Source organism: Streptomyces sp. RP5T (assembly GCF_003933965.1).
In the GTDB taxonomy this organism is placed as follows: Bacteria; Actinomycetota; Actinomycetes; order Streptomycetales; family Streptomycetaceae; genus Streptomyces.
Map to the genome: position 1 here is coordinate 1 of NZ_RSAJ01000227.1, position 13,051 is coordinate 13,051.

A 13,051-nucleotide genomic window follows, 5' to 3' on the forward strand; every position below is an offset into this window, starting at 1 on the left:
GGTCCGGGGGCTGGATCTTCGACAGCAGTGACTTGATGCCGTCGATGAGCTCCTCGTCCTCGTGCAGGACGTACGACAGATAGGGATCCGAGGCCTGGTCGGCGATCGTGTAGACGGCACACCAGGTGGCCAGGGTGGGGACGGTCATCTGGGCCATGAGGGCCAGCGTCTGGTCGCGGTCCAGGGTGCCGGCGAGGAGGTCCGAGGCCTCGACGAGGAAGCTCAGGGAGCCGCGGCGCAGGCGTTCGAGTTCGCCCAGGCGGGCCGACTCGACGGCGAGCGCGATGCGGTCGGCGGCGAACTGCAGGCGCAGGGCCTCTTCGTTCGAGTATCTGCCCGGGCCCTCCGCGGCCACGCCCAGGGAGCCCGTGAGGCGGCCCTCGACCTTCAGCGGGACCGTGACCACCGACCGCATGCCGGTGCCGCTCAGGAGCGGTACGGCGCCCGGTACGGCCGACAGGTCGTCGTGGACGGCCGGCATGCGGGCGGAGCCGTAGCGGCCGGGGCCGCCCTCGACGGGCACGCGCGCGAAGCGCTGGCGGGCGGAGGGAAGGCCGGTGGAGGCGCGGACCTCCAGCTCCGTCTCGTCGTCGGTGGCGAGGAGCAGGAAGGCGGAGTCGCCGTCGAGCATGTCGCGTGCGCGTTCGACCGTGCGCTGGAGGAGGCCGTCGAGGTCGTCCGGGGCGGGGGAGCCGATGAACACCTCGAAGGGGTCGGTGCTCTGGCCGTCGACGGAGGTGGTCGTGTCGGAGGAGGGGACGCGCAGCGGCGTCTGGAGTACGGCCCGTTCGTGGTCGCGCACCAGGAGGCAGACCGTGGAGGGCTCGCCGCCGGTGTCGCGGACGCGCAGGTGGGAGGCGTAGACCGAGGTGACGCGGCCGTTGGCTGCCCTGATGCCGTAGCTGCCCTCCCACCGGGACAGCTGCAGTGCCTCGGCGATCCCGGTTCCGGTGCCCGGGGTGTGCGGCCAGGCCGCGAGGTCGGTCAGGGGCTTGCCGATGACCTGCTCGGCGGCGTAGCCGAAGAGTTCCTCGGCGTCCTCGTTCCACGAGGTGATGGCGCACGTGCGGTCGATCTGGACGACGGCGACGCGGACGCGGCCGTCGGCCAGCGGGAGGAGGTCCGCGGGCAGGGAGGGGCCCGCCGTGCGGGTGCCCACCGGCCTTTCGGGCAGGTCGAGTTGGAACCAGACCTGCTTGTTGGTGGGCGTGTACTCGACGCCCCAGCGGGCGGCGAGCGCGGCGCAGAGCTGGAGGCCGCGGCCGCCCTCGCGGTCGAGGTTGCCCATGTTGACGGCCTGGCCCTGGAGGGGGATCTCCCGCTCGGGGTAGTGGTCGGCGACCTCGATCCGTACGCCGTCGTCGCTGCGCAGGCACAGGACGTCGGCGGAGGTGCCGGCGTGAACCACGGCGTTCGTGACGAGTTCGCTGGTGAGGACCACCGCGTCGTCGACGATGTCGGCGAAGCCCCAGCCCTGGAGGGTGTCCCGGACGAAGGAACGGGCGGTCGCGACCGATCGTCCGAGGGGCTCGAAGCTGGCGGCCGCGCGCGCGGTGATCACAGAACTCCTCGACCGGTTGTCGACGTGCAGGGCTGCCTGGCCGACCGGCTCGTGCCGCTGCTGCGGCAGACCGCCCGTCGGCCGGGGATCCGGGTTCTGTCCCCCGGGGATCAGTCCGGTGGTCATGTGTGCGGCCGCCCTCCGATGCCCGCTCGTGCTCGTGCCACCGCCCAGGCCGGACGGGACCGGCTCGGCTGGACAGCCGCATGCAAGGTTACTTACCTTCGACGGCCATGCGGATGCCGGTCTGCAGTGTTTCCGTCCGGAGGGTGTGCGGACGATGTGCGAAGCTGCCGAACTGTTATGGCCGGGTTCAACCGGGGTGAAACACTGGGCAGGCTCCTGAAGAAGGTTCGGGCAGGCCGAGTGGCTTGCGCGTACGGCGGGCAGCAGCCCGTCGTGCGGCTCTGCATGCCTGGCTGAAATATCTCTGTAGTAAGCAGAAGCATGCGGCAGCCTCCGGTGTGCCGCGCGGAACCACCCGAGCACAGCAGTAACGGTCGACCCCTGCGGGAGGGACACAGTGGAGTCTGGCGCAGCGACGCGGGGCACGAGGACGCGCGCGAAAGGCGGACAGTCCCCAAGCGGCCAGCGCAAGCCGCGGGGCGGCACCACCACGGTGGACACGGCCGCCCTGGACCGGCTGCTGACGGCGCTGGTCTCGATGCGTGACGGGAACTTCCGCAAGCGGCTCACGGTGTCCGGCGACGGCCCGATGTCGGAGATCGCGGCCGTCTTCAACGAGGTGGCCGACCGCAACCTGCACCTGACGGGTGAGCTGTCGCGGGTGCGGCGCATGGTGGGCCGTGAGGGCAAGCTCACGGAACGGCTGGAAACAGGTGCCTGCGAAGGTTCCTGGGCGTCCGCCATCGATGCCTCCAACGCGCTCGTGGACGATCTCGTACGGCCCGTCTCCGAGGTCGGCCGGGTGCTGTCCGCGGTCGCGGAGGGCGATCTGTCGCCCCGCATGGAGCTCAGGACCCAGGCACCGGACGGGACCGGGCATCCGCTGCGCGGCGAGTTCCTCAAGGTCGGGCGGACTGTAAACAACCTTGTCGATCAGCTGTCCACGTTCACCGACGAGGTCACCCGCGTGGCCAGTGAGGTCGGCACCGAGGGCAAGCTCGGCGGGCAGGCACGCGTGCGTGGCATGTCGGGTTCCTGGAAGGACCTGACCGAGTCCGTCAACACGATGGCGTACCGGCTGACGGCCCAGGTGCGGGACATCGCGCTGGTCACGACCGCGGTGGCCAAGGGTGACCTGTCCCGCAAGGTCACGGTGCACGTGGCCGGCGAGATGCTGGAGCTGAAGAACACCGTCAACACGATGGTGGACCAGCTCTCCTCCTTCTCCTCCGAGGTGACCCGGGTCGCGCGCGAGGTGGGTGTGGAGGGCGAGCTCGGCGGCCAGGCGCAGGTGCCGGGTGTGGCCGGGGTGTGGAAGGACCTCACCGATTCGGTGAACCTGATGGCCGGCAACCTCACGGCCCAGGTGCGCGGGATCGCCCAGGTGACGACGGCGGTCGCCAGTGGTGACCTGTCACAGAAGGTGACGGTCTCCGCGCGCGGCGAGGTCGCGCAGCTCGCCGACACGATCAACCAGATGACCGAGACGCTGCGGATCTTCGCGGACGAGGTCACGCGCGTGGCCAACGAGGTGGGTGCCGAGGGGCAGCTCGGCGGGCAGGCGAACGTGCCGGGCGCGGCGGGGACGTGGAAGGACCTCACCGATTCGGTGAACACGGTCTTCCGGAACCTCACCACACAGGTGCGGGACATCGCCGCCGTGACCACGGCGGTGGCCAACGGTGACCTGTCGCAGAAGGTCACCGTGGACGTGGCCGGCGAGATGCTGGAGCTGAAGAACACCGTCAACGGGATGGTGGACCAGCTGTCCGCGTTCGGTGCCGAGGTCACGCGCGTGGCGCGCGAGATCGGTGTCGAGGGCGAGCTGGGCGGTCAGGCGCAGGTGCCCGGGGCCGCCGGTACCTGGAAGGACCTCACCGACTCCGTCAACACGGCGTTCAGGAACCTCACCGGGCAGGTGCGGAACATCGCCCAGGTGACCACGGCGGTGGCCAACGGTGACCTGTCGCAGAAGGTCACCGTGGACGTCTCCGGCGAGATGCTCCAGCTGAAGAACACCGTGAACACGATGGTGGACCAGCTGTCCGCCTTCGCCGACCAGGTCACGCGGATGGCCCGGGACGTGGGCACCGAGGGCCGTCTCGGCGGTCAGGCCGTCGTGCCGGGGGTGTCCGGTACCTGGAAGGAGCTCACCGACTCCGTCAACTTCATGGGTGGCAACCTCACCTCGCAGGTGCGGCAGATCGCCCAGGTGACGACGGCGGTGGCCCGGGGCGACCTCTCCCAGAAGATCGACGTGGACGCGCGCGGGGAGATCCTGGAGCTGAAGAACACCATCAACACGATGGTCGACCAGCTGTCCGCCTTCGCCGACCAGGTGACCCGGGTGGCCCGCGAAGTGGGCACCGAGGGGCGTCTCGGAGGACAGGCGCAGGTGCCCGGCGTCGCCGGTGTGTGGCGGGACCTGACCGACTCCGTGAACGGAATGGCAGGAAACCTTACTGCCCAGGTGCGCAACATCGCCCAGGTGGCCACCGCGGTGGCCCGGGGTGACCTGTCGCAGAAGATCGACGTGGACGCCCGGGGCGAGATCCTGGAGCTGAAGAACACCCTGAACACCATGGTGGACCAGCTCTCCAGCTTCGCCGACCAGGTGACGCGGGTGGCCCGCGAGGTGGGCACCGAGGGCATCCTGGGCGGGCAGGCCGAGGTGCAGGGTGTCTCCGGCACCTGGAAGGACCTCACGCAGTCCGTGAACTTCATGGCGAACAACCTGACCATCCAGGTGCGCAACATCGCCGAGGTCACGACCGCGGTCGCCAAGGGCGATCTGTCGAAGAAGATCACCGTCGACGCGAAGGGCGAGATCCTCGAGCTCGTCACCACCGTCAACACGATGGTCGACCAGCTGTCGTCCTTCGCCGAGCAGGTGACCCGGGTGGCCCGCGAGGTGGGCACCGAGGGGCAGCTGGGCGGCCAGGCGCGGGTTCCGGGTGTCACGGGCATCTGGAAGGACCTCAGCGACAACGTGAACCTGATGGCCAACAACCTGACCATGCAGGTGCGCAACATCTCCCAGGTCGCGAACGCGGTCGCCAACGGTGACCTGACGCGGACGGTGACGATCGAGGCGCGCGGCGAGGTCGCGCAGCTCGCCGACACCTTCAACACCATGGTGAAGACGCTGAGTTCGTTCGCCGACCAGGTCACCAAGGTAGCCCGCGAGGTGGGCACGGACGGCATCCTCGGCGGTCAGGCGCGGGTGCCCGGTGTGGCCGGCACCTGGAAGGACCTCACCGAGTCCGTGAACCAGATGGCGTCCAACCTGACCGGTCAGGTGCGGAACATCGCCATGGTGACCACGGCCATCGCCAAGGGCGATCTGACCAAGAAGATCGACATCGACGCCCGCGGCGAGATCCTGGAGCTGAAGACCACCATCAACACGATGGTCGACCAGCTGTCGTCCTTCGCCGAGGAGGTCACCCGGGTGGCCCGCGAGGTGGGCACCGAGGGACAGCTCGGCGGCCAGGCACGCGTGCGGGACGTCGACGGCACCTGGCGCGACCTGACCGAGTCCGTGAACGAGATGGCAGGAAACCTTACTCGCCAGGTGCGAGCCATCGCGCGCGTGGCGACCGCGGTGACCAGGGGCGACCTGAACCTGAAGATCGACGTGGACGCGTCCGGGGAGATCCAGGAGCTCCAGGACTACATCAACAAGATGATCGCCAACCTGCGCGACACCACGATCGCCAACAAGGAGCAGGACTGGCTCAAGGGCAACCTGGCCCGTATCTCGGCGCTCATGCAGGGGCGCCGGGACCTGGAGGACGTGGCCTCGCTGATCATGAGCGAGCTGACCCCGGTGGTGACCGCGCAGCACGGCGCGTTCTTCGTCGCTATGCCGCTCCTGGACGGCAAGGACATGAGCGCCGAGGCGGAGGACCAGTACGAGCTGCGGATGCTCGGGTCGTACGGCTACTCGATGGGCTCCATGCCGACGTCGTTCCGGCCGGGGGAGGCGCTCATCGGTACGGCCGCGGAGGAGAAGCGGACGATCCTGGTGGACAACGCGCCCAGCGGCTACCTGAAGATCTCCTCCGGTCTCGGAGAGGCGCCGCCCGCGCAAGTGATCGTCCTTCCGGTGCTGTTCGAGGGCAAGGTGCTCGGGGTCATCGAGCTCGCGTCCTTCACCCCCTTCACGCAGATCCAGAAGGATTTCCTCAACCAGATCGCCGAGATGATCGCGACGAGCGTCAACACCATCTCCGTCAACACCAAGACGGAGGTGCTGCTGAAGCAGTCGCAGGAGCTCACCGAGCAACTGCGGGAGCGGTCGGCCGAGTTGGAGAACCGGCAGAAGGCCCTTCAGGCGTCCAACGCCGAGCTGGAGGAGAAGGCCGAGCTGCTGGCCCAGCAGAACCGCGACATCGAGGTCAAGAACACCGAGATCGAGGAGGCGCGGCAGGTCCTGGAGGAGCGCGCCGAGCAGCTCGCCGTGTCCATGCGGTACAAGAGCGAGTTCCTGGCCAACATGTCGCACGAGCTGCGGACGCCGCTCAACTCGCTGCTGATCCTCGCGAAGCTGCTCGCCGACAACGCGGACTCCAACCTCACCCCCAAGCAGGTCGAGTTCGCCGAGACGATCCACGGCGCGGGCTCCGACCTGCTCCAGCTCATCAACGACATCCTCGACCTGTCGAAGGTCGAGGCGGGCAAGATGGACGTCTCCCCGACGCGCATCGCGCTGGTGCAGCTCGTGGACTACGTGGAGGCCACCTTCCGGCCGCTGACCGCGGAGAAGGGCCTCGACCTGTCGGTGCGGGTCTCGCCCGAACTGCCCGCCACGCTGCACACCGACGAGCAGCGGCTGCTCCAGGTGCTGCGCAATCTGCTGTCCAACGCGGTGAAGTTCACCGACTCCGGGGCCGTCGAGCTGGTCATCAGGCCCGCCGGGCGGGAGGTGCCGGTGGCGATCCGGGAGCAGCTGCTGGAGGCCGGTTCGCTGCGCGACCCGGACGCCGACCTGATCGCGTTCTCGGTGACCGACACCGGCATCGGCATCGCGGCCAGCAAGATGCGGGTGATCTTCGAGGCGTTCAAGCAGGCCGACGGCACGACCAGCCGCAAGTACGGCGGCACGGGGCTCGGGCTGTCGATCTCGCGGGAGATCGCGCAGCTGCTCGGCGGAGAGATCCACGCGCAGAGCGAGCCGGGACGCGGATCGACGTTCACGCTGTATTTGCCCCTGCACCCCAGCGAACTGCCGCCACAGGGCTACCAGCAGTCCATGCCCGCCCTGGAGGCCGGCGACCTGGTGGCGTCCACGTCGGAGAACGGGATGAGCGGCGTCGAGGTCGAGACGCCGGCCGAGGTGAAGTCGTACCAGGAGACACAGAACGGTGCCGCGGCGCTCTTCCGGCGCCGGCGCAGGACGGCACCGGCACTCGAACAGCGGATCGGGCAGCCGGACCAGTGGTCGGCGGTGGAGCACCAGTCCGCGCCGCAGCCGCGCCGGGGCATCCGGTTCGGCGGTGAGAAGGTGCTGATCGTCGACGACGACATCCGCAACGTCTTCGCGCTGACCAGCGTCCTCGAACAGCACGGGCTGTCGGTGCTCTACGCGGAGAACGGCCGTGAGGGCATCGAGGTGCTGGAACAGCACGAGGACGTGGCGGTCGTCCTGATGGACATCATGATGCCCGAGATGGACGGTTACGCCACGACCAATGCGATCCGCAGGATGCCGCAGTTCGCCGGCCTGCCGATCATCGCGCTGACCGCCAAGGCGATGAAGGGCGACCGGGAGAAGGCGATCGAGTCGGGCGCCTCCGACTACGTGACCAAGCCGGTCGATCCGGATCATCTGCTGTCGGTGATGCAGCAGTGGATGCGGGGGGAGTGATGGGAATCAGCGAAGTTCACGCGGAGTTGCTGACTGAGTGTGCCCGACGCCGTGTAGAAGTACGGGATTCGGGGAACCTTCTGGTCTCCCGCTACGTTTCTGCTACGTGCACAGTGACATCACGGTGACAGGGTGTGGTGACAGACAGGGTGCGGCTACGATGACCGGCACAAGGACGGGCGGCGAAAGGGAGTCGTCCCCAGGGGCGGCACCCGGTGCACATCCGGGGCGAGGAGGGCGGGCCATGGTGCAGAAGGCCAAGATCCTCCTGGTCGATGACCGGCCGGAGAATCTGCTGGCGCTGGAGGCCATCCTCTCCGCGCTCGATCAGACACTGGTGCGGGCATCGTCCGGGGAGGAAGCGCTCAAGGCGCTGCTCACGGACGACTTCGCGGTGATTCTGCTGGACGTCCAGATGCCTGGCATGGACGGCTTCGAGACCGCGGCGCACATCAAACGGCGGGAGCGGACCCGGGACATCCCGATCATCTTCCTCACCGCCATCAACCACGGTCCGCACCACACCTTCCGGGGATACGCGGCGGGCGCGGTGGACTACATCTCCAAGCCCTTCGACCCGTGGGTGCTGCGCGCGAAGGTCTCGGTGTTCGTCGAGCTCTACATGAAGAACTGCCAGCTGCGGGAGCAGGCGGCGCTGCTGCGCCTCCAGTTGGAGGGCGGCGGCAAGGCGGCGGTCGGGGACACGAAGGAGCCGGCGGGTCTGCTCGCCGAGCTGTCCGCGCGGCTCGCGGCGGTCGAGGAGCAGGCCGAGGCGCTCTCCAAGCAGCTGGACGACGAGTCCGCGGACGCGGCCGCGGTGGCCACCGCGGCCCATCTCGAACGCAAACTCACGGGGCTGCGGCGGGCGCTGGACGCGCTGGAGCCGGGCACCGGGGCCTCGCCTTCGGTGTCCTCGCAGAACTGACCGGTACCCCTGGACGGACTGACGTGTGGCGCAAGTGTTCCCGCGCCCCTCGCGGGTGAGCCCACGTCAGCTCGGCACCTCTTCAGCAGCGACACGAACGGGTGAAGCAGCGGCCACACGTGTCCGCGGCCGTCTCCCCCGGTAATCTCCCACCTATGGCCTCACGTCCCTCCGCAGCCAAGAAGCAGCCCGCCAAGAAGGCTGCCGCTCCCGCGAAGGGTCCGGCGAAGAAGGCCGCTGCCAAGAGAGCACCGGCCAAGAAGGCGCCCGCCAGGAAGGCCGCGGCGAAGAAGGCCGTGCCGCCCAGGCCGGCGCCCAGCCCGACCGGTGGCGTCCTCCGCCTCATCCGCGCCCTCTGGCTCGGCCTCGCCCATGCCGTCGGAGCGGTGTTCCGCGGGATAGGGCAGGGCGCGAAGAACCTCGACCCGGCGCACCGGAAGGACGGCGTGGCACTCCTGCTGCTCGGCCTCGGCCTGATCGTGGCCGCGGGAACCTGGTCGAACCTGCGCGGTCCCGTCGGCGACCTCGTCGAGATCATCGTGACCGGTGCCTTCGGCCGGCTCGACCTGCTCGTCCCGATACTGCTCGCGGTCGTCGCCGTGCGGTTCATCCGGCACCCCGAGAAGCCCGAGGCCAACGGCCGCATCGTGATCGGCCTGTCCGCGCTCGTCATCGGTGTGCTCGGTCAGGTCCACATCGCCTGCGGATCTCCCGCCCGCAGCGACGGCATGCAGGCGATAAGGGACGCCGGCGGCCTGATCGGCTGGGGAGCGGCGACCCCGCTGACGTACACCATGGGCGAGGTCCTCGCCGTACCGCTGCTCGTGCTGCTGACCGTCTTCGGGCTGCTCGTCGTCACGGCCACCCCGGTCAACGCGATTCCGCGGCGGCTGCGGGAGCTCGGTGTGCGGCTCGGGCTCCTTCCCGAGCCGGTGGACGAGTTCGGCGAGGACGACGAGCGCTACGACGAGCAGTGGCGCGAGGCGCTGCCCGCGCGCGGACGCAAACGCGGCCCGGCGGCCCCGCCCGACGCCTACGACCCTGACGGAGCGGAGCAGGAGGCCCTCTCGCAGCGCCGTGGGCGCCCCCGGCGGTCCGCGGTGCCGCAACCCGCGCCGGACCGGCGCAGGGACGCTGTGGACATCGCGGCGGCCGCCGCCGCGGACCTGGACGGCGTCGTCATGCACGGCCTGCCGCCCTCGCCGCTGGTCGCCGACCTCACCCAGGGCGTCAGCGTGGGCGACCGGGTCGAGACGACCCCCGTACCCACCCCGGTCCCGGCCGCGCGGCCCAAGCAGGAGGCGCGTGAGGCGCGGCCGAAGCAGGAGAAGCTGAAGGTCGAGGTCGCCGACCTCACCAAGCCCGCTCCCGAGGCGCCGAGCGAACTGCCCGCGCGCGCGGAGCAGCTCCAGCTGTCCGGCGACATCACCTACGCGCTGCCCTCCCTCGATCTCCTGGAGCGCGGCGGGCCCGGCAAGGCGCGCAGCGCGGCCAACGACGCCATAGTCGCGTCGCTGACGACCGTCTTCACGGAGTTCAAGGTCGACGCCGCCGTCACCGGCTTCACGCGCGGACCGACGGTCACCCGCTACGAGGTCGAGCTCGGACCCGCCGTGAAGGTCGAGCGGATCACCGCGCTGGCCAAGAACATCGCGTACGCCGTCGCCAGCCCCGACGTGCGGATCATCAGCCCGATCCCCGGCAAGTCCGCGGTCGGCATCGAGATCCCCAACACCGACCGGGAGATGGTCAACCTCGGTGACGTGCTGCGGCTCGCGGCGGCCGCCGAGGACGAGCACCCCATGCTGGTCGCACTCGGCAAGGACGTCGAGGGCGGCTACGTGATGGCCAACCTGGCGAAGATGCCGCACGTGCTCGTCGCCGGAGCCACCGGTTCCGGTAAGTCGTCCTGCATTAACTGCTTGATCACTTCCATCATGGTGCGCGCGACCCCCGAGGACGTGCGCATGGTCCTCGTCGACCCCAAGCGCGTGGAACTGACGGCCTATGAGGGCATCCCGCACCTGATCACGCCGATCATCACCAACCCGAAGCGGGCCGCCGAGGCCCTCCAGTGGGTCGTACGCGAGATGGACCTGCGCTACGACGACCTGGCGGCGTACGGGTTCCGGCACATCGACGACTTCAACGAGGCCATCAGGAACGGCAAGGTCAAACTGCCCGAGGGCAGCGAGCGCGAGCTCCAGCCCTACCCGTACCTGCTGGTGATCGTCGACGAGCTCGCCGACCTGATGATGGTCGCCCCGCGTGACGTCGAGGACGCCATCGTGCGGATCACGCAGCTCGCGCGCGCGGCCGGCATCCACCTGGTGCTCGCCACCCAGCGGCCGTCTGTGGACGTCGTCACCGGTCTGATCAAGGCGAACGTGCCCTCGCGGCTCGCCTTCGCGACCTCCTCGCTCGCCGACTCACGCGTCATCCTCGACCAGCCGGGCGCCGAGAAGCTGATCGGCAAGGGCGACGGGCTGTTCCTGCCGATGGGTGCCAACAAACCCACCCGTATGCAGGGCGCCTTCGTGACCGAGGACGAGGTCGCGGCGATCGTCCAGCACTGCAAGGACCAGATGGCGCCGGTCTTCCGGGACGACGTCGTCGTGGGCACCAAGCAGAAGAAGGAGATCGACGAGGAGATCGGGGACGACCTCGACCTGCTGTGCCAGGCGGCCGAGCTGGTCGTCTCGACGCAGTTCGGGTCGACCTCCATGCTCCAGCGCAAGCTGCGGGTCGGGTTCGCGAAGGCCGGCCGGCTGATGGACCTGATGGAGTCCCGGAACATCGTCGGGCCCAGCGAGGGATCGAAGGCTCGTGACGTTCTTGTGAAGGCTGACGAGCTGGACGGAGTGCTCGCGGTGATCCGCGGGGAGGCTTAAGGGGAGCCCGGAGCGGGTGCGGCCACCGATGTTCGATCGTGACTCACCCGTAAGGGATCATTGAGCAACCGTTTCCCTTCGGCGTACGTCAAGTTGAGGGAAGCGAAAAGCTGCTGCCCCACCATCGGCGTGTCCGGCCATTCCGATGGCGTACAAAGTCCCACCGCCCGGTTGCCCCACCCTTTCGCACCCCCCCTAGACTGAACCTCCAGCACAGGTGGCTTAAACGCTCGAAAGGCGCCCCCGTGTCCATCGGCAACTCCCCTGAAGACGAGCGTCCGTTCGAAGACGACCCGCAGGAAGCCCACCTCTCCGTCGGCCGCGCCCTGAAACAGGCGCGGATCGCGGCCGGGCTGACCGTCGACGACGTCAGCAACGCCACCAGGGTCCGCATCGCCATCGTGCACGCCATCGAGGCGGACGACTTCGCCCCCTGCGGTGGCGACGTCTACGCCCGGGGTCACATCCGGACCCTGGCCAAGGCCGTCCACCTGGATCCGGCTCCCCTCCTGGACCAGTACGCCGCCGACCACGGCGGCGGACGTCCGGCGCCGACCCCGGCCGCCCCGCTGTTCGAGGCGGAACGCATCCGCCCCGAGCGCCGCGGACCCAACTGGACCGCGGCGATGGTCGCCGCGATCGTCGCCGTGGTCGGCTTCGTGGGCTTCACCGCCTTCAAGGGCGGCGACGACGGCGGGACGACACAGGTGGCCGACGGCACCACGCCCACCGCCGACAAGTCCCCGACGCCCAAGTCCGACAAGACCACCAAGGACCCGAAGCCCACGCCGTCCGACAGCGCCATCGCGGCGGCGCCCCAGGACAAGGTGACCGTGCAGGTCAGCGCCGCCGACGGCAAGAGCTGGATCCTCGCCAAGGACCACAATGGCCGGACCCTCTTCGACGGGCTGCTCAAGCAGGGCGACAGCAAGACCTTCCAGGACAGCGACAAGATCAACCTCGTGCTCGGTGACGCCGGCGCGATCCAGCTGTACGTCAACGGCAAGAAGATCGACGACGACTGGCAGCCCGGAGCCGTGGAGCGCCTGACGTACACCAAGGGCGACCCGCAGGTCGGCTAGGCAGCTGTTCGGATTCCACGGAAAAGGGGTTGGCCGGGATCGGCCAACCCCTTCGACATGGGGTGTCAGTGGGACGAAGTAGTCTTGAGCCCATGCCTGAACGCCGTACCGTCGCACTCGTCACTCTTGGCTGCGCCCGCAACGAGGTGGACTCGGAGGAGCTCGCAGGCCGTTTGGAGGCGGACGGCTGGGATCTCGTGGAGGACGCCGCGGATGCGGACGTCGCCGTCGTCAACACCTGTGGCTTCGTCGAGGCTGCCAAGAAGGACTCCGTCGACGCCCTCCTGGAGGCCAACGACCTCAAGGGCCACGGCAGAACCCAGGCCGTGGTGGCGGTGGGCTGCATGGCCGAGCGGTACGGCAAGGACCTCGCCGAGGCGCTGCCGGAAGCCGACGGGGTGCTCGGCTTCGACGACTACGCCGACATCTCCGACCGCCTCCAGACCATCCTCAGCGGTGGCATCCACGCCGCGCACACCCCGCGCGACCGGCGCAAGCTGCTGCCCATCAGCCCGGCCGAGCGGCAGGAGTCCGCGGCGTCCGTCGCCCTCCCGGGCCACGGTCCGGCCGAGGAGGCCGCTCCCGCCCCCGCGGACC

5 protein-coding genes and 1 pseudogene are annotated in these 13,051 nt (G+C 69.3%); 5 read left to right on the forward strand and 1 reads right to left on the reverse strand.

Features of this window, described 5'->3' with window-relative positions; translation table 11 throughout:
- The coding region (locus tag EHS43_RS23040) for a GAF domain-containing protein (protein ID WP_125192672.1) at positions 1 to 1,687 on the reverse strand (1,687 nt) is incomplete at its 3' end.
- 397 nt (positions 1,688 to 2,084) lie between these two features.
- On the opposite strand from EHS43_RS23040, the gene EHS43_RS23050 reads away from it, so the two are divergent.
- The 5 genes and pseudogenes from EHS43_RS23050 to EHS43_RS23070 all read left to right on the forward strand — a co-directional run.
- Positions 2,085 to 7,556 (forward strand): HAMP domain-containing protein, encoded by a 5,472-nt coding sequence (locus EHS43_RS23050; protein ID WP_125192673.1) that lies wholly within the window; start codon positions 2,085 to 2,087, stop codon positions 7,554 to 7,556.
- Between the two features lie 244 nt (positions 7,557 to 7,800).
- Positions 7,801 to 8,481, forward strand: coding sequence for a two-component system response regulator (locus EHS43_RS23055; protein ID WP_125192674.1), 681 nt, complete (start codon positions 7,801 to 7,803; stop codon positions 8,479 to 8,481).
- Between the two features lie 155 nt (positions 8,482 to 8,636).
- Positions 8,637 to 11,372, forward strand: a complete 2,736-nt coding sequence (locus tag EHS43_RS23060; protein ID WP_260470665.1) for a DNA translocase FtsK — start codon at positions 8,637 to 8,639, stop codon at positions 11,370 to 11,372.
- 245 nt (positions 11,373 to 11,617) lie between these two features.
- Positions 11,618 to 12,454, forward strand: coding sequence for a helix-turn-helix domain-containing protein (locus EHS43_RS23065; RefSeq protein WP_125192676.1), 837 nt, complete (start codon positions 11,618 to 11,620; stop codon positions 12,452 to 12,454).
- A 92-nt stretch (positions 12,455 to 12,546) separates the two neighbouring features.
- Positions 12,547 to 13,051 (forward strand): annotated as a pseudogene (locus tag EHS43_RS23070) (30S ribosomal protein S12 methylthiotransferase RimO); the annotation flags it as partial.